This is a genomic window from Arthrobacter russicus (assembly GCF_031454135.1).
Taxonomy (GTDB): domain Bacteria; phylum Actinomycetota; class Actinomycetes; order Actinomycetales; family Micrococcaceae; genus Renibacterium; species Renibacterium russicum.
On the sequence record NZ_JAVDQF010000001.1, the window covers coordinates 456,748 to 480,610 of the forward strand.

A 23,863-nucleotide genomic window follows, 5' to 3' on the forward strand; every position below is an offset into this window, starting at 1 on the left:
CGCGACGCTTTGGCCGATTTTTCTGCCTCGGCCTAGAGCCGGTCCAACTCTTGCGGGTCGGACAAATCCGAGAGCTTTACCGGCAGCGGGTGCAGCGCTTTAGCGCTTCCTACGGGGATCGACGTCATCAATGCCCCTTCATCGGTTCAGTACCTTTTCGGCGGAAGGATTCACCGGCAGAACCGATCAGTCCTTGTTGCCTTTGGCGCGTTCGATAGCCCTGGCAATGATTCCGTCCGCCTGATCTCTTTCCATGGCCGGCAAAGCGGCTGCAATCGATCCGCCTCCGGAACGAATTTCGTAGGAAGTGGTCCTGGCCTGAGCTATCACGGTGTCGAGATTGCGCCGACCCGATGTGTTCTCTACGGTGTTTTGCTGGCTCATTGACAACCTCCCTCGAAGGTAATTACATGCTACAACCTCAGACCGACGGTCTGAGGCATCTATTGGACACGCCGGATATTTTCGGGCGAAGCCGGTCCAAAGATGTACCAGCAGTACCTCGCCGCCGCCACAACCCAGACAGCACCGATCAGCAGCCACAATCCGTTCCAGGCCCACGGGAGCAAAGGAACCGCAGCGGCCAGCGCCATCAAGAGCAAAATGAGCGCTGAGCACATCAAGGTTTCACGCAATGGTTTGAACATCGCGGTAGCTAATGAATGTTCCGGGCTGCGAGCAACCCATGAAAACATCAATGCCGGCCCCACGAGAAGAATGGACACCGATGCGGATGGAACCACTGCTGTCTCCGAAACCAGGGGAAGAAGATCCACCTTGACCAGCCAGGCCACGCCTACGAGCATGCTGACCACGGCGAACGCCAAGTGGGTGAAGGTGTACATTCCACGTTTAGACAGACTTGCCTCAACTTCGAGAAGCGCCGAATGAAGACGATGCCGGGGAGTCAAGGCCGCATGTGAAACGCCACGGGAGGCCCCTCCAATGTCGACATATTCCTGGACTTGTTCCCGGGCAAGGTCGAATTCGCTGAAAGTAATCTTCCGAAGTTCCACTCCCGGCGGGCTCCTCACTTCAAAGTGCTGGCTAGCGGCGAATCCGTAATCAGCAACGCGACTAAGGAACCTCGCCCTGCGACCCGATCGCACCTCGGGTGCATCAACCTCGAACGAATACTTGATAATGGTCCGCGTTCCGGCTCCGGCACGATCGAACTCGATGAGGAAAAGGAAGTGGGTAGCAAGCGCCACGGCAAAAGCAGCAAAGAATTCAAGATCGTTGACCTCTCTGGCCTCAAGATCGAGATGTTCGTTTCGCCAAGCTCCCCACCAACGTTCGAAATGCCGGATGTTGGCCGAAACCGTAACTTGATCCGAACCAATCAACGTCTGCAATATCGTAATGAACTCCTGCCACGCGGACGGGTCGGCTTTGAGCGAGGTCGGAGCCCATGCCCGCATCATCTGCAATGCCAAATCCGCATTTTCCGCGGAACCCAGCATACTCAAGGCTTTGCCTGAGCCGTCAACCAAGTCGAACGATCGCAGCATCCTCTTGTCCAGAAGACCAAGGGGCAATATGACTCGGCCGATGGAACCTTCGATGAGAAGGTTGCGAGGCGGAGTTACGTCGAGCGATACCGAGTGCCGATTGCTGCCGGCTTCGTGCAGGGTCAAGGTCTCGACTCGTCGATGAACCCAACTCCGCGAATCCAGTAGCAACAGGCTCAGGTTCCGTCCTGCGCTGGCATCCTCCATGGCAAAAAACCTATCGGACACCACCGACAATTCCCCTGCCGGCTATTTCCCGAGATCCGGCAGCGATACGCAGCTGACGAAATTGCTGCCGGACTCCTTGGCCACACTCACTCCGTCGACGAAGATTTCACAGGAGAAGCTGCCCACTACCGAAAAATCTTGCGGAATGACATTGACGCTGGCCAGAGCCAGGACACTGTCTGGAAAATCCTGGTACCAGGCGCCGTCGGCTTCCGCGGACTGCGCGCCTTCGCCAGCCTGATAGCGTACGGTGACCGGGATATCGCTCGCGACCACGATCCGGATCGCCTACCGTTTCGGCGCGATGTTGACCCAGGTCTCCTCGGCCATCCGGCGATCCGAGTTCGAAACCGCTTGGCCCGCCGTGCTCCCGAGCAACACCAGGGTGATCACCGACATGAAGCTGACCACGATCGCTATCAGCAGGCCCACACTGCCGGTCACGATGCCTGTGATCGCCATTCCCTTGCCCGCCGTGCGCCGGACCAAGGCCACTATGCCCAACACGACGGCTGCTGTGCCGAGCAGCAATGCAATGAGCGAGACGAACGGCAGCGCCGCCAGCAGCAACGCGACCACGCCCAGAACCAGGGCCGTGATGGCCAGTCCGCTGCCCGGTTTGACCTGGGCTGCGAAATCCTCCGGAAGGGTGGCCGGGCGGCCCTCCTGAAATGTCATGAAAGCCCTTGGATCTCAGCTGGCGGAAGGTTCAGGACTTCGGGAACGCCGGCGGATGCACCCCGGCCATTTCTTCCATCACCCGGACCACTTGGCAGGAATAGCCGAATTCGTTGTCGTACCAGACGTAGAGCACCAAGTTCTTGCCGGAGGCGATGGTCGCCAAACCGTCCACGATGCCCGCACGCCGGGACCCGACGAAATCGGTGGAAACCACTTCGGGCGAATCGATGTAGTCGATTTGCCGATGCAGTTCCGAATGCAGTGAAACGTCCCGCAAGTAGGCGTTGACCTCGTCCTTCGACGTCTCGGTCTCCAAATTGAGGTTCAGGATCGCCATCGAAACATCCGGGGTGGGAACCCGGATCGAATTGCCGGTCAGCTTGCCCAAGAGCTCCGGCAATGCCTTGGCCACGGCCTTGGCGGCGCCGGTTTCGGTCAGCACCATGTTTAATGCGGCCGAACGCCCACGCCGATCGCCCTTGTGGAAGTTGTCGGTCAGATTCTGGTCATTGGTGAAGGAATGAACGGTCTCGACGTGCCCGTGCACGATGCCGAACTTGTCGTTGAGCACCTTCAGCACCGGAGTGATCGCATTCGTGGTGCAGGAAGCCGCCGTGATGATCCGATCGGTATCCGAAATCGCCGCATGATTGATCCCATGCACGATGTTCTTCAAGTCGCCCTTGCCCGGAGCGGTGAGCAGCACCCGGGCCACGCCCGGACTCTGCAAGTGCTGGGACAGGCCGTCGGCATCGCGCCAGCGGCCGGTGTTGTCCACCACCAAGGCGTCCTTGATCCCGTAGGCGGAGTAGTTGACCGCGGCCGGATTGTCCGCGTAGATCACCTGGATCAAAGTGCCGTTGGCCAAAATGGTGTTGTTCTGCTCGTCGACCGTGATCGTGCCGTCGAAGGGACCATGCACCGAATCCCGGCGCAGCAGGCTCGCGCGCTTGACCAAATCCTGTTCCGAACCCTTGCGCACCACGATCGCGCGCAGCCGCAGCCCGTTGCCGCCTCCCGCGTGTTCGATCATGATCCGCGCCAAGAGGCGTCCGATCCGGCCGAAGCCGTACAGCACCACATCGGTGCTGTTGCGCTCGTCGATGCCCTGCTGTTCGGCCACATCCGCCAGCTCGGTGCGCAGGAACTCCTCAAGCCCGTACTGCTCGCCGTCGGCCAGTTGCGCTTTGAACCGCAGACTCAGCCGCGCCAGGTCGATCGAGGCTGCACCGAGTTTCATCCCGGCCAGCGCCTGGAGCATCGGAAGGGTCTCCTCCAAAGGCAGTTCGACGTCGTCGATTTGCCGCGCCCAGCGATGCGCCTTGAGCAAGCCCATGACCGACTGATTGATCAGCGAACGGCCGTAGACATTGGTGACGACGTTGTTTTCCCGGTAGAGCCGGCCGATCAGCGGGATCATCGCCTCGGCCATCGCCTCACGTTTCGCCCAAGTGTCGTGGGCGAGTTCGGGGTTCACAGTCACGGGTTTTCCTTCCTGAATCGAAACACCTTTGGTTCAGATCCGCTGACAATTCTAAGCGTTCGTCCAGGAAGGAATGGCCCGCAACCGGCGCGACGTGGCCAATCTCACGTACTCAGGCCACGGTCTCCGCCAATCGGGGGTAATCGTTGTAGCCGGCGGCGTCCGCCGTGTAGAAAGTGCTCGGGTCCGGTTCATTCTCCGGATGGCCGCCCGCCCAGCGTTCCAGCAGATCCGGGTTGGCGATCACCGGGCGCCCGACGGCGACCACATCGGCCAGGCCGTCGGCGACCAGAGCCGCCGCCTCCTCCCGGTCGGTCAACTGGGAAAACCCGCTGTTGAGCATGAACACGCCACCGAATCTGGACCGCAGCCCCTGCACCAAATCGCTTCCGGCCTCACGGTGCAACACGCTCACGTAGGCCAACCCCATCGGAGCCAGGGCATCGAGCAACACGCCATAGGTCGCCGCTGCATCCGTTTCTTCAGATTCGAGCACGTCTTGGATGTTGTGCATCGGAGACAACCGGATGCCGACCCGTTCGGCACCGATTTCCGCAGCCACCGCAGCCACTACCTCGATCGCGAAAGCTGCCCGGTTCTCCGGCGAACCGCCATAGCGGTCTTCCCGCACGTTGGAAACCGGGGACAGGAATTGATGGACCAAATAGCCGTTCGCGCCATGGATTTCCACGCCGTCGAACCCGGCATCCACGGCGCGCCGGGCCGCGGCCACGAACTCCGCACGGACCTCCTCGACCTCCTCGGTCCGCAGTGCATGCGGCACTTGGTGCGCCAGCTTCTCCCCGCTGAAGTGCACTTTGCCGTCGATCGCAATGGCGCTCGGGGCCACGGTACGCCCGGTCCCGGTGAACGCCGTGTGCGCGGTCCGCCCGCCGTGCATGATCTGCATGAAGATCCGTCCGCCGGCCCGATGCACCTCGTCGGTCACCTTCCGCCACCCGGCGGCCTGCTCGGCGTTCGCAATCCCCGGCTGCCCCTGATAGGACTTGGATTCATCGCTGGGATAAGTCCCCTCGGTGACGATCAGCCCCAGACTGGCGCGCTGCGCATAGTGTTCGGCGATGAGATCTCCGGGGATTCCTCGACTACCGGAACGCAACCTGGTCAACGGCGCCATGACGACCCGGTTCGGCAGCGTCAGGCTCCCGAAGGAGACAGGGGAAAACAAGTTCATATTCGCGATCTTTCGACGGAGTGCAACGACCGGAACTCGGTTTCCGCCCGGCCCGGGCGCTTGCGCACCCAAGAGCGACAACACAGCCTCCGGCCCGCGCATTCCGCAGCCCGGTGGCGCTAAGCTCGATGGGTGCTGATTCTGCTCCCGCCTTCCGAAGGCAAAACACCCGCTCCACAAGGCCGCCCGTTGGCGCTGGACGAACTGTCTTTCCCGCAACTGACGGCGGCCCGGGACCGGGTGCATTCGGCGCTCGCCGAAGTCTCCGCGCATCCGGAAGCGCTCGAACGGCTCGGCGTCGGAGCTTCGCTCGCCGCCGAAGTCGCCCGCAATCTGCGGCTCTCCGACGAACCGGCGGCAGCCGCGCACAGCATCTACAGCGGGGTGCTCTACGATGCGCTCGGCTACCGCAGCATGACCCCGGTACAACGACGGAAGGCCGACGAATCGATCCTGGTGATGTCCGGCCTGTGGGGCGCGGTCGGCTTCGCCGACCGGATTCCGGCCTATCGGCTTTCGATGTCCGTCGCCTTGCCCGGCGTCGGACGCTTGGCCTCCTATTGGAAGCCGCTGCTCAGCGCTGCGCTCGCCGAACGTGCGGTCGGCGAGCTCATCATCGACTGCCGGTCCAGCACCTACGCCACAGCGTGGACGCCGCCCGCGGAACAGACTGTCGAGGTCAACGTCTTCCAGTTGCGCAACGGCAAACGCTCAGTGGTCTCGCACTTCGCCAAACACACCCGCGGCGAGGTGGCCAGGCTGCTGCTGACCCGCCGGGGAAATCCGCCGAAATCTCCGGCCGAGCTGCTCCGCGCGACCCAATCCGCCTGGCAGACGGAGTTGCAGCCCGGCAGCGCCAAGCGACCGCACAGCCTCAATGTGATTCTGCCCGAAGGCGTGAGCTTCGCCGCGCCGAAGCACTGATTCACTGCTGCGCGACGAGTTCCACTTCGAAGCCCTGGGCATCTTCCAGGTAGCCGGCATAATGTGCGGCACCGCCGGCATAGGGATGCTGCTCGGCGAACATCAGCGTCCAGCCGTGCTGACTCGACTCGGCCAGAATCGATTCGACGGTATCCGCATCCGGCACCGTGAAAGCGAGATGATTCAGCCCGGCGCGCATCCGGTCATGTCCGGCGGAAACTGCCGGGCCGGCTTCCAGGACCAGGTAGAAATCACCGATCTGCCAAGATGCACCGATCGGATCAGCACCCCAGGAATCTCTGCGGGCAAAGCCGAGCCGGCCCAACAGCCAACCGAGGCTGCGTTCGGCTGCCGCGAAGTCCTGCACCCAGATCTCCAAATGGTGCAGCCCGGCCAAACTCAGCTCCAATCAGCGGAACGGACCAGAATGCAGCCGGAATCAGGGCAAAAGACGATGTCGTCGGCAGCTGCTTTGGAGATATCCGCCAAATCGCCCGGACTCAGTTGCATACCCGACCCCTCCGAGGTGCCATGGAACAATCTGGCCGCGCCGATCCCCCGCCGTTCCAACGTCTTTTCGTAGACGCCCAGCAAAGCCGCATCGAAGCTGGCAGCCAGCTCGGCGCGCTGGCCCTGCACGGTCTGCTGCTCCGACCCGATCGACGCCAACTGGCCGTCGATCTCTTCCTGCACCGCGGCAAGGTCCGCGGCGGCCCGTCGGACGACTTCCGTCTGGGCCGATTCCCGCCCGGTGATTTCATCCAGACGTTCCATCACTTCGAGTTCGGCGTCTTCCAAGTCCGAACGCCGCTTGGCCAATGACGCCAGATCTGCTTGCAGCGCCATCAAGTCCTTGGACAGCCCACCCGCGTTGAGCCGGGCTTCGTCCCGGTCGATCCGATTGACCACTTGCTCGACGTCGCCCTCGGCCCGTTTGAGTTCGGCCTGGGCATCGGCCAACTCGATCGTGATTTGGCCGTGCGCGGAGCGGGCGGCGTCCAGTTCGGCCTGCAGGCGCACCAATCGCGGATCCGCGCGCAAGGTCTTGGCCTGCACGGCCAGGTTCTTGGCCCGTCCGTCCAAAGCCTGCAAATCCAACAACCGAATCTGCTCGGCCGGCGCTGCTTTCGCCATCAGTACCCTCTCTCCACCACGGACCGTTCCGGCCCGATCATCCAAGCCTATGTCCTTCCGGACCGGTTCAGTCCCCGCCCGGGGTCAAAACGAAATCCCAGGGATCGGTATTGAGCTGGCTGACCCGCAGTTCCACGTCGAAACCCTGATCCGCCAAGACGTTCCCGAGCGCGTTCGCCGCCGCCGGCAGCCACAGCCACTCCGAAGCGAAATGCGAAAGGTCAATCAGGAAGGGCCGGCCGTCCGTGCTGCTTTCCCGGGCTTCCGACGCCGCGTGATGGCGCAGATCCGCAGTGATGTAGACGTCGGCGTCGGCCGTGCGGACCGCGTCGAAAAGCGAATCCCCAGCACCACCGCACAGCGCGACCCGTCGCACCAGCGCTTGCCGGTCGCCGGAGACCTTCACTCCGCCGGCCACCGCAGGCAGCACGCTGAACACCAAGGCAGCGAGATCGCCCAGGCTGCTCACCTGTCCGAGCTCGCCGACTCTGCCGATGCCTTCCTCCGGCAAGCCGTGCTTCGCGGCTTGCAGGGGCCGCACCTCCTGCAGCCCCAGCGCGTCCGCCAAAACATCGGAAACTCCGCCCACCGCGCTGTCTCCATTGGTGTGTACGGTGAGCAGAGCGCATCCGGATTCGATCAACGCATGCACCACCTCGCCTTTGCCGCCCACCGCGGCCACCGAATTCACGCCGCGCAAAAACAACGGGTGGTGCGTCACGATCAGGTCGGCACCCCATTCGAGCGCCTCCTCGACCACGTCGATGGTCGGGTCGACCGCGAAGAGGATCTTCTGCACCGGAGCCGCCGGCCGGCCGACCACCAGGCCCACCGCATCCCACTCTTCGGCCAGGGATTCCGGCCAGAGTTCCTCGACCGCTAACAGTACCTCGGCCACCGCCGGCCGGGTTGCCGCGCCGGACGAATCAGCATCCGACGCGTCCGGCGCTTGGCCGGGATTCCCTTGGTTGTTGTGCACCTCATCCATGAGGCCATCTTATGTTGCACTTTCGTAAGCTCTGCCGGGAATCATCCGGCGGTCCCGAACATTGAACCGGATGTGAAAACTTTTGTATTGGGCGGCGGATGCTTCTGGTGCCTGGATGCCATTTATCGGAAAACCAAGGGCGTGGCCGACGTGGCCTCCGGATACACCGGAGGCCACACCCGCCATCCCGACTATGAATCGGTCAGCGCCGGGATGACCGGGCACGCCGAGGTCGTCGCAGTGACCTTCGACGAAACCGTGATCCCGGAAGAGGTCATTCTGGACTTGTTCTTCATTTCGCACGATCCGACCACCTTGAACCGCCAGGGATACGACGTCGGCACCCAGTACCGGTCCTCGATGTTCTACGCCGACGCGGAGCAGGAAAAAGCCTTCCGGGACGCGATCGAGCGGGCGCAGAAGCTCTGGGCTGATCCGATCGTCACCGAAGTCACCAGGCTGCCGGAATTCCACCGCGCCGAGGAATACCACCAAGACTTCTACGCCAAGCACCCGGAGCAGGGCTACTGCCAGGTGATCATCAACCCGAAGCTGGCCAAGGCTAGGAAATATTACTCTTCGTGGCTGAGCGCTTAATCTGGCGTCATCGGCGCGGATAGGCTGTCAAGCAACTTCTTGCTGCACAGCAGGTATTCCTTCAGAACAGGATTCTCATGGCTCCCATCTATGACAACGTGACCGATCTGGTCGGCGGAACGCCCTTGGTTCGGTTGAACCGTTTGACCGAAGGGCTCGATGCGACGGTCGCGGTCAAACTCGAGTTCTACAATCCGGCCAACAGCGTCAAAGACCGGATCGGCAAAGCCATCATCGATGCCGCCGAAGCTGCCGGCGCACTGAAGCCGGGCGGAACCATCGTCGAGGGCACCTCTGGGAACACCGGCATCGCGCTGGCCATGGTGGGCGCAGCCCGCGGCTACAAAGTGATCCTGACCATGCCGGAAACCATGTCCACCGAGCGCCGGGTGATGCTGCGCGCCTACGGTGCCGACATCGTGCTCACCCCCGGCTCCGAAGGCATGCGCGGCGCGGTGGAGAAGGCCAAGGAGATCGTCGCCGAGACGCCGAATTCGATCTGGGCGCAGCAGTTCGCCAATGAAGCAAACCCGGAGGTCCACCGGACCACCACCGCGGAAGAGGTCTGGGCGGACACCGATGGCAAAGTGGACATCTTCGTCTCCGGCGTCGGCACCGGCGGCACCATCACCGGCGTCGGCCAGGTGCTCAAGGCCCGCAAGCCGGGTGTGCAGATCGTCGCGGTCGAACCGAAAGATTCCGCGATCCTCAACGGCGGCGCCCCGGGCCCGCACAAGATCCAGGGCCTCGGCGCGAACTTCGTGCCGGAAATCCTGGACACCGAAATCTATGACGAAGTCATCGACGCGACCATCGAAGACGCGGTCCGGGTGGCCCGGGAGCTGGGCACCAAGGAAGGTATTCTGGGTGGTATCTCCTCGGGAGCCATCGTCTGGGCTGCTTTGGAATTGGCGAAACGGCCGGAAAACGCCGGCAAGCTGATCGTCGCTGTGGTGTGCGACTTCGGCGAACGCTACATTTCCACGGTGCTCTACGACGATATCCGCGGCTGATCGGAACCCGGCTTTCCGGATCCGCTGAAACTGAAAGAGGTCCATGGCTTTCTTCGCCAGACTCCGTGAAGATTTGCGGGCCGCCGGTGCGCATGACCCGGCGGCCCGCGGATCGGTGGAGAATTTTTTCGTCTATTCCGGTCTGCACGCGATCTGGGTGCACCGGCTGACGCACAAAATGTGGCAGCACCCGGCATTGCGGTTTCCGGCCAGGGCGCTCTCCCAACTGACCCGATGGTTGACCGGGGTGGAGATCCACCCCGGAGCGACCATCGGCAAACGCTTCTTCATCGACCACGGAATGGGCGTGGTGATCGGTGAGACCGCGGAAATCGGCGACGACGTGATGCTTTACCAGGGCGTCACGCTGGGCGGCCGCTCGCTGGCCAAGGTCAAACGCCATCCGACGCTCGGCGACCGGGTCACGGTCGGTGCCGGGGCCAAAGTGCTCGGGCCGGTGGTGATCGGTTCCGACAGTGCGATCGGAGCGAATGCGGTGGTGGTCAAAGACGCCCCGGCAGAATCGATCGTGACCGGCGTTCCGGCCACCTGGCGGCACCGCGACGCGAAGAAGGAGACCGCTCCCGCGGTCGATCCGGCCGAGTACATCGATCCGGCCATGTACATCTGAATCTTTCCCGAGAACGACGACGGCGGGTGCCCCGGGGTACCCGCCGTCGTCGTTCTCGGGAACGCCGCCGAACTCAGTGGCTGTCCACTGCCTCGATTTCGCTCTTGTCTTCGCCCCAAAGCGTGTGGAAGGTACCTTCGGCATCTACCCGCTGGTAGGTGTGTGCTCCGAAGAGGTCACGCAGGCCCTGGGTGAGCGCCGCCGGCAGCCGGTCCCGCCGGAGCCCGTCGTAGTAGGCCAAAGACGCCGAGAACACCGGTACCGGGATGCCCAGCTGCACCGCGGTGGCAACCACCCGGCGCCAAGCGGGCACCGCCTCGGCAATCGCCTCCGTGAAGGCCGGGGCGAAGAGCAGGTTCGCCGGCTTCGAATCGCCCGCGTAGGCGGCAGTGATGTCTTTGAGCAGCTCGGCCCGGATGATGCAGCCGCCGCGCCACAGCGAAGCGATTTCATCGAGCTTCAAATCCCAGCCGTATTCTTTCGCCGCCGCGGTCAGCATGTCCAGACCCTGGGCGTAGCTGACCAGCTTCGACGCGAAAAGCGCCTGCCTGACGTCTTCCACGAAACCCTCGCCGACGGCGATATCGGCTTCGTTTCCGATCAGCGTCTTCTGCGCCTCTTTGCGCTGTGCGGCTTGCGATGACAGGGCCCGGGCGAAAACCGACTCGGCGATACCGGAGGTGGGCGAGCCCAATTCCAGGGCCGAAATCACGGTCCATCGGCCAGTGCCTTTCTGGCCGGCCGCATCCACCACGACGTCGACGAACGGTTTGCCGGTTTTGGCATCGACGTGTCCGAGCACTTCAGCGGTGATTTCGATCAGGAACGAGGACAAAGTGCCTTTGTTCCACTCGCCGAAGATCTCTGCCTGTTCCGCCGGTTCGAGGCCCGCCGCGGAGCGGAGCAGATCAAAGGCTTCACCGATCACCTGCATGTCCGCGTATTCGATGCCGTTGTGCACCATCTTCACGAAGTGCCCGGCGCCATCCGGGCCGATCCAGGCGCAACACGGCTTGCCGTCCACGTGCGCCGATATTTTCTCCAGCAACGGGCCGAGGGCCTGATAGGACTCTTTGGAGCCGCCAGGCATGATCGACGGGCCGTTGAGCGCACCCTCTTCGCCACCGGAGACGCCGATTCCGACGAAATGCAGATCGTGTTCCGCCAGGGCAGCTTCCCGACGGCGGGTATCGGTGTAGTGCGAGTTGCCGGCATCGATCACGATGTCGCCCGGCTCAAGCAGCGGGACCAGTTGATCCACCACTGAATCCACCGGGGCGCCGGCCTTGACCATGATCAAGACCCGTCGGGGTTTCTCGAGCGAATCCACCAGTTCCTGCAGTGTTTCGGTGCGGATGAAGTCGCCTTCGTCGCCGTGTTTGGCCAGCAATTCGTCGGTGCGCGCCACCGAGCGGTTGTGCAGGGCGACGGTGAAGCCGTTCCGGGCAAGATTTCGTGCCAAGTTGGCACCCATGACAGCGAGGCCGGTGACCCCGATCTGTGCAGACATTCTTCCTCCGTGGGTGATGTGGATCGGTTGTGCCTCCAGCCTAGCCTCCCCGGGACGGCCGCCCCGGTTCATGACCGAACCGGCGAATGTGACGTTGCCGACCACCGAATTTGCTTCGTATACGATCACCTGTATATTTATCTATGGCCTCCAGGTCTGGCATCCCCCAATAGTCAGAGCTGGAGGCCACTTTTGTGTCCGAGGCGGCTATTCGGCGATCTACTCGACTAACTTCGACAAGTTTTCTGCAACACGCCCCTCGCGTCTTGCACACCAGCAGATCGTGGTTTATATTTTTCAGTAATGGCTCCCGGCCGTCGTATCCCCCAATGACGACGGCCGGGAGCCATGTCTATCTGCAGCTCATCCGCCACCGGCATCATCGTCAGGTGAAACCTTCCCTGGCCCGCATCGTCACCGAGGCATTCGCCCCCACCGTACTGGTATCAGTTTTCCTGCTCGGCAGCGGGGCCGCACGGGACGGTTGGCGCGGATTGCTCTTCGGGTTCATCGCAGCGATCTTCGTGGCACTCGGCCCATTTCTGGGCATTCTCATCGCAGCGCGGAGCGGAAAGCTCACGGACCACCACGTCGGGGACCGCAAGCAACGGCTGCCGGTGCTGATCGGCAGCCTGGGCAGCGCCGCGATCGGCTTCGTCGGACTCCTGTCCACAGCACTCGGCATGATCGTGGTCGGCGCGGTGAACGCCTTCTGGAAACTCTCCGTGCACAACGCGGTGGCGGCATTCGTCGCGGTGGCCACAGTCGGCAGCTTCGGCTGGGCCTGGGCACCGCTCCTGCTCTTGCCCCTCGTCATCGGCTGGTCCCGGGTGGTGCTCAAGGACCACACGGTGGCCCAAGTCATCGCCGGCGTGCCTGCGGGCGCGCTGGTCGCGGTGCCTTACATCTTGGCTGGCGTCTAGCGTCCAGGGCGACGCCCGAACCGGGCACGGCAACCCGCTTCGACCGCGACAATCACTTCCGACAGACTCGGACCGGGATTCGGCGTCTTGCGCCCCGGGAACCCAACCAGTCAGTCAGGGGTGCCCCGCGGATTGCCGCCGGACCATTTCCCGGATCCAGACCGGCGCGAACGGCGAGGTGCAGTTGGCCGGCGTCGGATAGTCCTTCAGGACTTCGAGGCGCTCCCCGAGGTCGATGGCCCGCGCACGAAACTCGGCATGTGCAATCCCCAGCTGAGCCAGGCAATTGTTCATCGACCACTGCAACCGGTCCGGCGCCTCTTTCATCTCGGCTTCGATGACGTCCAACAGTTCGGCGAGGTCCAACCCCTCAGGCGCCTTGACCACGCGTTCGGCAGTCAGTGCCCAGCCGCCACTAGCGATCACCGGATCCGGATCAAGCAGCCACTCTCGCCGCAAAGCCTCGGCGTGCGGACTCTTTTTCACCACATAGTTGATCAACCAGTCATGCACCTTGGGGACCCGGGCCGACCGGAGCATGACGTCCAGTTGCTCCCGGGAAAACGATTTCGGCCGGCAGATCAGGATCGCCAAGAGCCTGGCCGCGGTGTCACCGGTCCGCCACAGCTCCGGAACAAGTTCCGGCTGTTTTTTCAAGCGCTTGGCCAGAGCCCGGAGCTCACCGAGGTTGACTCCATGGTCATCACCGTGGCGCAGGTTCACCGCGCGCACCTTTGGGTCTTCGAGCACCGCCAATTCGGCCATCACTTGAGACGCCGTCGACTCGGCCACTTTTCGCACCTCCGGTAGGACATCCAATAGCCCAAGCCTACGCAATCCGGATGGCGGCCTCCCCCGACGACCTGAGCCGGCTGTCCCGGATTCGGCCGGACCCGATTCAGCTCGACCTGGCGAGCAACCAGAGGAATCCGAGGAAGGACGCGGTTCCGAGAAACATCCCGAACCAGGATGCCAGTCGGCTGAACCTGGGCCAGGTCGCCCCGGGCTCCTTGCTCAATCGAAGCCCTTGCAGGCCGAACAACAGCGGCAGAACCGACATCAGGACGGAGAAAAACCACTGCCCACCGGTCCCGGAAATGCTCAAAACCATCCAGATCCCGAAGGCCCCCAGGCCCACACTCAAAATCGCGCAAACCTGCCCCGGAATTTCCTTGGCCGCTGCTGCTTTGCCCTTGTTCACCTGGATTCCTTCACTGCTCAGACCGATGGAGCGACGGTGTCGTCGAGAAGCACCCTACGGCTAACTTGATCATTTGATCAAGTTTTCTGGAGCAACGTCGCCGATCACAAAACGCGACCACTTCGATAGGCTTGCTGGGAAACCCCTGAATTCGCCGAGAGGATCTGCCGTGCCATTTCGATTATTGGTCACCGGAGCCAGCGGCGCCGGCAGCACGTCTTTGGGCCGGGCGCTTGCCGACCGGCTCTCGATACCGCACGGCGATTCCGATGACTACTTCTGGCTGCCGACGGTTCCGCCCTACCAGGAACCGCGCCCGGTGGCCGAAAGGCTGTCCTTGATGGAGTCGGTTTTCCTACCCCGGGACTCCTGGGTGCTCTCCGGGTCGCTGATGGGCTGGGGCGAACCGGTCATGCCGCGCGTCGACGCGGTGGTGTTCCTGACCCTCGGCGCCCGGGAACGCCTGGCCCGGCTGGAATCCCGGGAAGCCGGCCGATACGGCGAGGCCATTGCGCCGGGCGGACCGCTTGCCCAAGCCCACCGCGAATTCCTCGAATGGGCCCAAGGCTACGACGATCCGGATTTCGACGGCCGCAGCTTGGCGAGCCAAAACCACTGGCTCGCCAGCTTCGACCTTCCGGTGCTCCGTCTGGACACCGGAGCGACGGTGGCGGAACTGGCCGACCAGGTCATCGCTTGGCTCGACTCGCCGGATTTCACCAGTTAGCCGGCTACCTGCCGGTACCGATACAACAAAGAAATCCCCCGCCTCGAGGTCTCGCAAAACCTGAAGCCGGGGATTTTCCCGGGGTGGGCCCTACCGGGATCGAACCGATGACATCCACGGTGTAAACGTGGCCTATGCCGGACATCACCGCAGGTCAGCGGCCCTATCCGTCTGGCCCGTGGTCCTTTTGTGGTCCTTCGACCTTCACAGAGGCCAAGATCAGATCCTCCATTCGCTCCGCGACGTGGTCCAAATCTTGATCAAAAAGACCAGTGTAGGTATCGAGCGTTATGGCCGCCGTAGCGTGCCCCAACATCCTTTGCACCGACTTTACCGAAGCGCCGGACTGGACTGCCCAAGATGCCGCTGTGTGCCGCAGATCGTGAACCCAGAGGTCCGCGCTAATCGTCGGCAGCGTCACAGGGCCGCCGGCCGCATCCTCCACCGCAATCTCATTGACCCTTCGTACCGCCGCATCAAAATATCGGGCTTTGAAATTGTTGGTTCGGATCTGCTTGCCGCGCCCCGTCGTGAACAGCAGATCGTCGGGCGCTTTGCCTTCGGCCTGCGAGACCAAGAACGCCAAGGCCAGTATTGTTAGCGGCACCGTCCGCGCCTTGCCGCTCTTCGGCGGCCCGACGACTGCGCCCAACCCGCGGATGAACGTCACCGAACGTTCGATACGAAGGCGTCGCCGCTTCACGTCAAGATCACGCACGCGAAGCTCGACGACTTCACCCATTCGCAATCCAGTCGTAGCGAGAACCCAAATCAGAGCCCGGTAAATTGCCTCCACGGCATCGGCCAGCGCATCGACTTCATTCGCATCCTCGAAATCCTCACCGGAGCCTAACCCCAAGGAGCAAAAAGTGTTCACCCTCCCATTCTGGGCGGCGGCCATCGAGCGGGCCTTAAAGGCCGCTGCACAGGCCGCTACGGCCTTCTGGGCCACCGGTAGCGCACCGGCCTGTTCGGCATTGACTGGGCCGCCACGGACGCCGCGCCGACTTCACCGCAGTACTGTCCGTGGTCACTTCGCTCGCCTCTGGTGGGCGCGACGGCAACCCCTCCGCGGGAAACCTCGAAACCACCGGACGCCGCGCCGCCCGCTAGACCCGCATCCGCTAACCAAAATTGCCCCACCCCGACGCCTAGATGGTATCGGGTATGGGGCAATTTCGTCGTCTACCGATGGCCCTTCACACTCAGGAAGGTATCAAAATCCTGAGCCGGGCCCTGGCTGGTCCGACGCTTTGGCTTGCTGCTGACTGACTTCTTCGGTGACTGTTCTTTTGATGGACTTCCGAATCCATATAACGACGAAATATATTGCAACTGCGATAACAATAATTCCCAGTATGACAATCAAAATATTCGGCCAGCTCAGCGGATACATAAATTCACCTCTAGTTATTGAAGTTATGCCTGGAATTATATCACGGCGAAGTATCCCACCGGCGATTATCCTGGACATAGAACGTGAGGCTCTGCGTTGCGCCGATCAGGCCGATGCTCACTTGGTAGCTCGATCGCGCCGAGGCTGGAGTAGAACCGCTTTGGTATTGATTGAGCATCTCATCTCGTGGCCCACTGGCGCTTCCTACCCCCGACCACTGAGAGCCGTAAATCCGATCGATCCTAGCCGTGAAGTACCGGTTGTTACCGTTTGTTCCCAGCGCGCCGTCGGCACGGTACTCGATGTTGAAGGTGAACTGATTCGTCCGGACTTTGCAGTTAGTGAACGGGAAAACGCCCACACCGGAGGTGTCTCTACATTCCGAAATGTCGAACATAACAGGAGCTCCCGGCACGGATCGCTTCGGAATCTGGATTGACGATTTTGACACCGAGCCGTCAGAGAACGTCTTCGTAGTCACCTCAAAGCCCGGCTCAACATCCGTCACAGTGCTTACTGGTGTCGCACCAGTTGACGACTCCGGCAGTTTGCCCTGCTTGAGGTTCGCGATGAGTCGGTCTCGCACCTGCACCTCAATCCCTAATACTTGGGACTGGCTTTCCAGGAATGTTAGATCTTCAGCGGACAGGCTGACCACGTCCGCCGGGCTTGCTTGAGCGGGAGGAGCTATCGACAGCGCAAAAGCGGCAATCACAGCTACGGAGAGAATTTGCCTCTTAAGCATTGCAATCCTTCTGTAGGTTCGAATAGGTGGCGAGAGTAGGGCGACTCGAAAGACCTAAGATTCACCTCCCGCCTCGAGCACTAATGTGACTCTCATTTTCAAGTTGAATCATTTGCCCTTTGTATTTAATTAATAATGTAATCAGTCAATAAATTCTTCCTCAAAAACTACTGAAAGAGGCCTGATTTTCACCTGAGAAACCGTTATGGATTCTGAGAAGCGGCGTGAGTTTCGACATCACCCTCCGGCATGCGTCATCGCATCACTCACGAAACCCGCTAGAGCAGCGGTAAGCGTCAACGACCCTCGCCGTAGACAGTTCCAGGTTTCGCCTACGCCTGGACGAGGACTAACGTCCTCACAAGCTTTCACTGGTCCGTGGAGTATTACACCGCGTCGATCGAGCGGTGGTTTCCCGCCGAGCAGATCCGCCGCCGGTCTCTAAGCTGGGACAGCCGGCCATGGTACGAGCAGCGCTACTACGGCGGCCGCTGATCGTCGTCCCGCGCCCCGCGTCGTCGTTGTAGGCACGAGGGTTTAAACTGGGAACGCCTTCCCCGGCCAAACCCTCGCGGTTTGCAGCGCCCCCTTCTTGAGGACCACCTCGAAGGGGGCGCGTTTTTTGTCCGCGGAGGCGGAGATTTCTGTGGCGGTTTTATGGCGTTTCACTTACTTATGAACACTTCTACTTACTGCAATCTAGAGAGTTTTTGGCCGCCACAAAACCGCTACAGTTGCGCAAAAATCCCCGTCAATAGGAACCGGAGTTCCTTGAATTGACGGGGATTTTTCCTGGGTGGGCCCTACCGGGATCGAACCGATGACATCCACGGTGTAAACGTGGCGCTCTACCAGCTGAGCTAAAGGCCCCCAACCGTCCGCAGCGAAGCTGCCGGACGAATATCTACTGTACCTGATCGCCCGCGGATTTCGACAACCGAGCCGCAAGCCGACTCAGCGATTCGCTGACTCCGGCGGAGATTTTGAGCGTGGCCAAATCGTCGCCGCGAGTCGCACCCCGATTGATGATCACCACGGGTTTGCCCGCTTTGACCGCGTGGCGCGGGAAACGCAATCCGCTCATCACGGTCAACGAGGATCCGACGACCAACAGCGCCGAGGCCTCGGCCAGCATCCCGAAACTTCGCTCCACCCGGTCCTTGGGCACGTTTTCGCCGAAAAAGACGAAATCCGGTTTCAGCATTCCGCCGCAGACTTCGCAAGGCGCCACCGTAAAAGAACCGATCAGTTCGGCACTGTCCAAGTCGGCATCCGCATCCGGTGCCAGATCGATCTGCCCGTTCGCCTCGGCCCGCGCCAGAAAGCCCGGGTTGAATTCGTCCAGGCGAACCGCAATCTGATCCCGGCTGAATTCGGTGCCACAGGCCAGGCAGACCACCCGGTCGAACCTGCCGTGCAGATCCACCACGTTCACCGAGCCGGCGTCCTTGTGCAACCGATCGACATTCTGCGTGATCAGTCCGGTGATCGCCCCGGCTGCCTCGAGCTCGGCAATCGCACGATGCCCGGCGTTCGGTTGCGCCCGGCGCAGGTGCCGCCAACCCAACTGATTGCGTGCCCAATAGCGGCGGCGCAGCGACTCGTCGCCGAGGAATTGCTGGTAGGTCAGCGGGTTCCGCTGCGGGGCGTCGGGGCCGCGGTAGTCCGGAATTCCGGAATCGGTGCTCAGACCGGCCCCGGTCAAGACCGCGAACCGGCCGGCCGAAAGGATCTGCGCGGCCTGCTCCAGCTCCGAACTCGCCTGCTGGTCCAGCTCCTGGGCACCGGAAGCCGGCGGACTGTTCCGCGCCCGGTCCGCGACGAACCCGGTCAGCCCCAAACCGGGCCTTCCGGATGCCGCCGGAGGCTGCGGCTCAGCCATCCGAGCCGGCCAAGGCCTGCAACGCCCGTTGGTAATCCGCCCAGGGCCGGGCTTGCGAGGCCTCACTGAAGAAGGCAGCACGCACGATCCCCTCGGCGTCGATCGCAAAGCTGCCGCGCCGGGCCAGGCCGCGCTCAGCGTCGAACACGCCATAAGCCTCAGCTGCGGCCCCGTGCGGCCAGAAATCACTCAGCAGGCCGAATTCGACGCCTTCGGCAGCCGCAAAGGCGCGCAAGGTGTATTTGCTGTCCACCGAAATCGCGAACAACGCCGCACCGGCCGCATCGAAATCCGCCGACCGGCCGGCCAACTCGCAGATCTCGGCGGTGCACACCTGGGAAAATGCGAAAGGGTAGAAAACCAGAACCACGTTTTGCCCGCGCAGCCCGGAAAGCCGGATCAGTTCGCCGAATTGATTCGGCAAAGCGAACTCCGGAGCCGCTTCGCCGATCACCACCTGGCGCGACGTCCCGGCGGCATGGCTCATTTGTTCTTGCGCGGAACCAGCCGGGTAGCGGCCCAGTCGTCGGAAACGCCCACCGAGCTGGTCACATGCAGGCCCGCGGTCGGCGCAGCTTCCTGGATTTCAGCGGGCGGCAAATAACCGTCCCGGCCGGACTTCGGGCTCAAGACCCAGATCACGCCGCCGTCTTCCAGCGAGGTCACCACGTCCATCAAGACGTCAACCAGATCGCCGTCGTCGGCCCGGTGCCAGAGCAATACCGCATCCACGACCTCGTGATCCTCTTCCTCGATCAGGTCGGATCCGATCAAATCTTCGACATCAGCCCGGAGATCGAAATCGATATCCTCGTCGTATCCGAATTCCTGGACCAGGTCGCCTTCCTTGAAACCCAATCGCACCGCCACGTTGTCTTCTGTGCCGGTTTCGGCCTCACCCACGGTTATCCTCCCGAACCTTTCTGCTGTTGTTGACACCAAGTCTGCCACCCCGCACCCAATCCCGGAGCAGCAACTATGTGCATTATCACAAGACAACACCCTAAACCGCGCTGCATCAAGCTTCTTACCGCGCGTTTGCCGTCCGAGTCGCAATCCGCGGCTTCACAGTCCGCATCCGGCTACGCATCCGAGAGGCCGTCGGTCTAGAGTAGTTGTTGGATTCCTGCGCTCACCTTACGCAGGTCCTTTGACGATGCCGCCTATCAGGCGGTGCTGCACAAGAGAGGTTGGATGTGGCTGCTGGGGAAGAAAATTCTCACATTCTGAGCGTGCTGACTAATCAGTTGCCTGACCGTGATCCGGACGAAACCGCCGAGTGGATCGAATCCCTCGACTCGTTGATCAAAGAGCAGGGCACTGAACGGGCACAGTTCATCATGCGTTCGCTGTTGCAGCGCGCAGGAGCTCAGAGTGTCGGCGTACCGATGGTGACCACCACGGACTACGTCAACACGATCCCGGTCGACCAGGAACCAGAGTTCCCCGGCGACGAAGAGATCGAACGCAAGTACCGCGCTTGGCTGCGCTGGAACGCCGCGATCATGGTGCACCGGGCGCAGCGCCCCGGCATCGGAGTGGGCGGCCACATCTCGACCTACGCGGGCGCCGCGACGCTGTACGAAGTCGGCTTCAACCACTTCTTCCGCGGCAAAGACCACCCGGGAGGCGGAGACCAGATTTATTTCCAGGGTCACGCCTCCCCGGGTATGTACGCCCGTGCGTTCATGGAAGGACGCCTGAGCGAAGCGGATCTGGACGGGTTCCGGCAGGAGAAATCCAAAGCCGGCCATGGCCTCTCCTCCTATCCGCACCCGCGCCTGATGCCGGACTTCTGGGAATTTCCGACGGTCTCGATGGGCATCGGCCCGATGAACGCGATCTACCAGGCGCAGTCCAACCGCTACCTGGAGAACCGCGGGATCAAAGACACCTCGGACCAGCACGTCTGGGCCTTCCTGGGTGACGGCGAAATGGACGAGCCCGAGTCCCGCGGCCTGCTGCAACTCGCGGCAAACGACAAGCTGGACAACCTCACCTTCGTGATCAACTGCAATTTGCAGCGTTTGGACGGCCCGGTCCGTGGCAATGGCAAGATCATGCAGGAGCTCGAAGCGTTCTTCCGCGGTGCCGGCTGGAACGTGATCAAGGTCGTCTGGGGGCGCGAGTGGGATGCGCTGCTGGAAAAGGACGACGACGGCGCGTTGGTGGACATCATGAACACCACGGTCGACGGCGACTACCAGACGTACAAAGCCGAATCCGGCGGATTCGTCCGGGAACACTTCTTCGGCAAGTCCCCGCAGACCAAGGAAATGGTCGCGGACATGACCGACGAAGAAATCTGGAACCTCAAGCGCGGCGGCCACGACTACCGCAAGGTCTACGCAGCGTACAAAGCCGCCATGGAATTCAAGGGCAAGCCGACGGTCATCCTGGCGCACACCGTCAAGGGCTATGGCCTGGGCACTCACTTCGAAGGGCGCAATGCGACGCACCAGATGAAGAAGCTCACACTGCAGGACTTGAAGGATTTCCGCGATCACCTGCGGATCCCGATCACCGATGAGCAGCTTGAGGCCAATCCGTACGAACCGCCGTATTTCCACCCCGGCATGGACACCCCGGAAATCGAATACTTGATGGAACGGCGCAAGGCCCTCGGCGGCTTCGTCCCGGAACGGCGGCACAAACACACGGAACTGGCCCTGCCCGAGGACAAAGCCTATGAAGTGGCGAACCGCGGCTCGGGAAAGCAACTCGCCGCCACCACGATGGCGTTCGTGCGTCTGCTCAAGGACCTCATGCGGGACAAGGAGTTCGGCAAGCGGGTAGTGCCGATCATCCCGGACGAGGCCCGGACCTTCGGCATGGACTCGTTCTTCCCGACGGCGAAGATCTACAACCCCAAGGGCCAGAACTACTTGTCCGTGGACCGTGATCTGGTTTTGGCGTACAAAGAATCCCCGGCGGGCCAGATCGTGCACGCGGGCATCAACGAAGCCGGTTCGGTGGCTGCCTTCACCGCCGCGGGCACGGCCTACGCCACGCACGGCGAGCCCTTGATCCCGGTCTACGTGTTCTATTCGATGTTCGGCTTCCAGCGCACCGGCGACGGCCTCTGGGCGGCCGCCGACCAGATGGCTCGCGGTTTCGTGATCGGCGCCACCGCCGGACGCACTACGCTGACCGGTGAAGGCCTGCAACACGCGGACGGCCATTCGTTGATCTTGGCCGCCACCAACCCGGCAGTGATCAGCTACGATCCGGCCTACGGTTATGAGATCGGGCACATCGTCCGTTCCGGCCTGGAACGCATGTACGGGACCGATTCTTCGTTCACCGAAGAAGAGCGCAACGTCATGTACTACATCTTGGTTTACAACGAGCCGATCCTGCAGCCGGCAGCTCCGGAAGAAGTCGACGTCGAAGGGATCGTCAAGGGCATCTACCTCCTGGCCCCCGCCAAGGTCGACGGACCGCGGACCCAGCTGCTCGCCAGCGGCGTTGCGGTGCCGTGGGCTTTGGAGGCCCAGCAGATCCTGGCCGACGAGTGGGGGGTCTCCGCCGACGTCTGGTCGGTGACCTCCTGGACCGAACTGCGCCGGGACGGCTTGGCCGCCGAGGAAGAGCAGTTCCTCAACCCTGGCGCGCAGGCCAGGATCCCCTTCGTGACCGAGCAGCTCGCTGGGGCGACCGGCCCGATCGTGGCGGTCACCGACCACATGAAGGCCGTGCCGGACCAGATCCGGCAGTTCGTGCCGAACGAGTTCGCGACCTTGGGCGCCGACGGCTTCGGTTTCTCCGACACCAGGGCGGCAGCGCGCCGGTTCTTCAAAATCGACTCGCATTCGATCGTGGTCCGGGCTTTGGAGATGCTCGCCCGGCGCGGCGAAGTCGATTGGCAAGCCCCGGCTCAGGCAATTGAGAAATACCGCTTGCTGGACGTGAACGCCGGCACCACCGGCAACGCCGGCGGCGACAGCTAGGCGCGACGCGCTAGTCCGCACTTCGCAGAAAGTGCCCGTTCCGGCTCATCCGGAACGGGCACTTTCCGTTTCCGCCGATCGGCGGTGTCCCAGTGAGCAGGCCCACTCAGGGGGACACACCAGGTCTGTCCCAGTGAGTTGCCGTGCCCAATGGGACCGAGCCGTCGGGCTATTGCCAACCGCGCTGAATCCGCAGACCGTTGCCTTCGACACTCGACGCGTAGTTCGCCTGCCCCAGGCAATCGCCATATTCATGCGCCTTGCTACTACTGCCGCTGAGTCCGCCCGAGGTCGTCGGGGCGCCCACGGATACGTCGATCCGCGGCACCGTGGCGCAGCTCTTCGTGTTGTAGTTCTCCACGAAGCCGCTCTGCGCGGCACGGAGGTTGCCGCTGTTCGCCGGCAATACGTAGCTTCCGATGTGCGTACGGCTTCCGGTCACCACGTCCGTGACGGTACCGCTCCAAGTGTCCGTACCGGTCCTGGCGACGGTCAGCCTATAGCCATGGAGGTAGTTCGCCTCGAAATCGACCGCACAGCTGACTCCGGCACCGCCGTCGGCACCGTTGCTGCATTGCGCGTCGCCCGAGGTCGTGCCCGCGATGAAACTGGAGAAGGCTGCATGCAGGCGCTGCTTGCCGTTCTGGTCGGGACGGGGCTGCAAGCCCATGTACCCGACGTCCTTCTGATTCATGAAATTGAATTGGTCCGAGACGTAATTCCCGGCTACCCGGGCCGTCTCCGGATTGAACTTCGTGCTGAAGCTGATATCGGTCAGTCCTGCCGCCGGGGCGCCGGGAATCTGCCAGCTGAACCCTACGTTGCCGCCGAAGGTCTGCGCTGAGGCGGTGCCCGGGAAAACTGCAAGACTCAAGGTCAAGGCGGCAAGCACGGACAGCGCCGCTCGGATTGTCTTCGGCATGTTCTCCTCTTTCTTCTGATGACGTTTCGTGACTGATTGAGATGATCTTCAATCAGGTGTTCACGCCGGAGTGTAATCCGCAAATCTGGAAGGACAACCCCGGAACCAACCGGCCAGGCCCAGTTCGACGACGGAGAAACCCGCTTGATTGTCGCTGGTCTCCAAAAACTCCCAGTCAACTTGCCCAAAATCGTCGAGCTGTTGTGCACTTCCTACAATTGA

General features: G+C 62.1%; 25 protein-coding genes and 2 tRNA genes. 7 read left to right on the forward strand and 20 right to left on the reverse strand.

The window, feature by feature from the left end; all coding sequences use genetic code 11:
- Positions 1-186 precede the first annotated feature (186 nt).
- The 6 genes from JOE69_RS02115 to JOE69_RS02140 form a co-directional block, all read right to left on the reverse strand.
- Positions 187-384 (reverse strand): hypothetical protein, encoded by a 198-nt coding sequence (locus JOE69_RS02115; protein WP_309795679.1) that lies wholly within the window; start codon positions 382-384, stop codon positions 187-189.
- A 59-nt stretch (positions 385-443) separates the two neighbouring features.
- A complete protein-coding gene (locus tag JOE69_RS02120; protein WP_309795681.1) occupies positions 444-1,718 on the reverse strand; it encodes a hypothetical protein in 1,275 nt (424 codons plus the stop codon).
- 42 nt (positions 1,719-1,760) lie between these two features.
- A complete protein-coding gene (locus JOE69_RS02125; RefSeq protein ID WP_309795683.1) occupies positions 1,761-2,015 on the reverse strand; it encodes a hypothetical protein in 255 nt (84 codons plus the stop codon).
- Between the two features lie 12 nt (positions 2,016-2,027).
- A complete protein-coding gene (locus JOE69_RS02130) occupies positions 2,028-2,417 on the reverse strand; it encodes a DUF4190 domain-containing protein (RefSeq protein ID WP_309795685.1) in 390 nt (129 codons plus the stop codon).
- A gap of 31 nt (positions 2,418-2,448) precedes the next feature.
- Positions 2,449-3,903, reverse strand: coding sequence for a glyceraldehyde-3-phosphate dehydrogenase (locus JOE69_RS02135; RefSeq protein WP_309795687.1), 1,455 nt, complete (start codon positions 3,901-3,903; stop codon positions 2,449-2,451).
- A 112-nt stretch (positions 3,904-4,015) separates the two neighbouring features.
- A complete protein-coding gene (locus JOE69_RS02140; protein WP_309795689.1) occupies positions 4,016-5,098 on the reverse strand; it encodes an alkene reductase in 1,083 nt (360 codons plus the stop codon).
- 132 nt (positions 5,099-5,230) lie between these two features.
- Between JOE69_RS02140 and JOE69_RS02145 the strand changes: the two genes are divergently transcribed.
- Positions 5,231-6,022, forward strand: coding sequence for a YaaA family protein (locus JOE69_RS02145; RefSeq protein ID WP_309795691.1), 792 nt, complete (start codon positions 5,231-5,233; stop codon positions 6,020-6,022).
- A 1-nt stretch (position 6,023) separates the two neighbouring features.
- Here the strand turns inward: JOE69_RS02145 and JOE69_RS02150 are convergent, their stop codons facing one another.
- The 3 genes from JOE69_RS02150 to JOE69_RS02160 form a co-directional block, all read right to left on the reverse strand.
- A complete protein-coding gene (locus JOE69_RS02150) occupies positions 6,024-6,419 on the reverse strand; it encodes a VOC family protein (RefSeq protein WP_309795693.1) in 396 nt (131 codons plus the stop codon).
- A 2-nt stretch (positions 6,420-6,421) separates the two neighbouring features.
- Positions 6,422-7,156: a zinc ribbon domain-containing protein gene (locus JOE69_RS02155; protein ID WP_309795695.1), complete on the reverse strand. Its 735-nt coding sequence runs from the start codon at positions 7,154-7,156 to the stop codon at positions 6,422-6,424.
- Between the two features lie 67 nt (positions 7,157-7,223).
- Positions 7,224-8,144, reverse strand: coding sequence for a Nif3-like dinuclear metal center hexameric protein (locus JOE69_RS02160; protein ID WP_309795697.1), 921 nt, complete (start codon positions 8,142-8,144; stop codon positions 7,224-7,226).
- 72 nt (positions 8,145-8,216) lie between these two features.
- Here JOE69_RS02160 and msrA point away from each other — a divergent pair, with 72 nt between their 5' ends.
- From msrA to epsC, 3 genes are all read left to right on the forward strand, one after another.
- The gene (gene msrA / locus JOE69_RS02165) at positions 8,217-8,741 is read left to right on the forward strand and encodes a peptide-methionine (S)-S-oxide reductase MsrA (protein WP_309795699.1); all 525 of its coding nucleotides are present in this window, start codon (positions 8,217-8,219) and stop codon (positions 8,739-8,741) included.
- 77 nt (positions 8,742-8,818) lie between these two features.
- Positions 8,819-9,754, forward strand: coding sequence for a cysteine synthase A (gene cysK, locus JOE69_RS02170; protein WP_309795701.1), 936 nt, complete (start codon positions 8,819-8,821; stop codon positions 9,752-9,754).
- A 43-nt stretch (positions 9,755-9,797) separates the two neighbouring features.
- Entirely contained in the window at positions 9,798-10,385 is a 588-nt protein-coding gene (gene epsC / locus JOE69_RS02175) for a serine O-acetyltransferase EpsC (protein WP_309795703.1), read from the forward strand.
- Positions 10,386-10,458: 73 nt separating this feature from the next.
- Here epsC and gnd read toward each other — a convergent pair whose 3' ends face one another.
- On the reverse strand, positions 10,459-11,895 hold the full coding sequence (gnd, locus tag JOE69_RS02180; RefSeq protein WP_296363397.1) for an NADP-dependent phosphogluconate dehydrogenase: 1,437 nt from the start codon (positions 11,893-11,895) through the stop codon (positions 10,459-10,461).
- Positions 11,896-12,284: 389 nt separating this feature from the next.
- Between gnd and JOE69_RS02185 the strand changes: the two genes are divergently transcribed.
- On the forward strand, positions 12,285-12,818 hold the full coding sequence (locus JOE69_RS02185) for a phosphatase PAP2 family protein (protein ID WP_309795706.1): 534 nt from the start codon (positions 12,285-12,287) through the stop codon (positions 12,816-12,818).
- Between the two features lie 114 nt (positions 12,819-12,932).
- Here the strand turns inward: JOE69_RS02185 and JOE69_RS02190 are convergent, their stop codons facing one another.
- On the reverse strand, positions 12,933-13,583 hold the full coding sequence (locus JOE69_RS02190) for a DNA alkylation repair protein (RefSeq protein ID WP_374709735.1): 651 nt from the start codon (positions 13,581-13,583) through the stop codon (positions 12,933-12,935).
- 133 nt (positions 13,584-13,716) lie between these two features.
- Positions 13,717-14,019, reverse strand: a complete 303-nt coding sequence (locus tag JOE69_RS02195) for a hypothetical protein (RefSeq protein WP_309795709.1) — start codon at positions 14,017-14,019, stop codon at positions 13,717-13,719.
- Positions 14,020-14,188: 169 nt separating this feature from the next.
- On the opposite strand from JOE69_RS02195, the gene JOE69_RS02200 reads away from it, so the two are divergent.
- A complete protein-coding gene (locus tag JOE69_RS02200) occupies positions 14,189-14,746 on the forward strand; it encodes a P-loop NTPase family protein (protein WP_309795711.1) in 558 nt (185 codons plus the stop codon).
- Between the two features lie 84 nt (positions 14,747-14,830).
- On the opposite strand, the gene JOE69_RS02205 is transcribed toward JOE69_RS02200, so the two are convergent.
- The 7 genes from JOE69_RS02205 to JOE69_RS02235 form a co-directional block, all read right to left on the reverse strand.
- Positions 14,831-14,910, reverse strand: a tRNA-Val gene (locus tag JOE69_RS02205).
- Positions 14,910-15,647: a tyrosine-type recombinase/integrase gene (locus JOE69_RS02210; protein WP_309795713.1), complete on the reverse strand. Its 738-nt coding sequence runs from the start codon at positions 15,645-15,647 to the stop codon at positions 14,910-14,912. Before JOE69_RS02210 ends, JOE69_RS02205 begins: the two co-directional genes overlap by 1 nt.
- Positions 15,648-16,182: 535 nt before the next feature.
- Positions 16,183-16,887 (reverse strand): hypothetical protein, encoded by a 705-nt coding sequence (locus JOE69_RS02215; RefSeq protein WP_309795719.1) that lies wholly within the window; start codon positions 16,885-16,887, stop codon positions 16,183-16,185.
- A 797-nt stretch (positions 16,888-17,684) separates the two neighbouring features.
- Positions 17,685-17,757: transfer RNA gene (locus tag JOE69_RS02220), tRNA-Val, on the reverse strand.
- 34 nt (positions 17,758-17,791) lie between these two features.
- The gene (locus JOE69_RS02225) at positions 17,792-18,769 is read right to left on the reverse strand and encodes an NAD-dependent protein deacetylase (RefSeq protein WP_309795721.1); all 978 of its coding nucleotides are present in this window, start codon (positions 18,767-18,769) and stop codon (positions 17,792-17,794) included.
- Positions 18,762-19,256: a peroxiredoxin gene (locus tag JOE69_RS02230; protein ID WP_296363455.1), complete on the reverse strand. Its 495-nt coding sequence runs from the start codon at positions 19,254-19,256 to the stop codon at positions 18,762-18,764. Before JOE69_RS02230 ends, JOE69_RS02225 begins: the two co-directional genes overlap by 8 nt.
- Complete coding sequence (locus JOE69_RS02235) at positions 19,253-19,672, reverse strand: DUF3052 domain-containing protein (RefSeq protein ID WP_309795723.1); 420 nt, start codon at positions 19,670-19,672, stop codon at positions 19,253-19,255. Before JOE69_RS02235 ends, JOE69_RS02230 begins: the two co-directional genes overlap by 4 nt.
- A 293-nt stretch (positions 19,673-19,965) precedes the next feature.
- Between JOE69_RS02235 and aceE the strand changes: the two genes are divergently transcribed.
- Positions 19,966-22,719 carry a pyruvate dehydrogenase (acetyl-transferring), homodimeric type gene (aceE, locus tag JOE69_RS02240; RefSeq protein WP_309795725.1) on the forward strand — a complete coding sequence of 918 codons (2,754 nt, stop codon included), beginning with the start codon at positions 19,966-19,968 and terminating at the stop codon, positions 22,717-22,719.
- Positions 22,720-22,888: 169 nt separating this feature from the next.
- On the opposite strand, the gene JOE69_RS02245 is transcribed toward aceE, so the two are convergent.
- On the reverse strand, positions 22,889-23,641 hold the full coding sequence (locus JOE69_RS02245; RefSeq protein ID WP_309795727.1) for a hypothetical protein: 753 nt from the start codon (positions 23,639-23,641) through the stop codon (positions 22,889-22,891).
- Positions 23,642-23,863 lie beyond the last annotated feature (222 nt).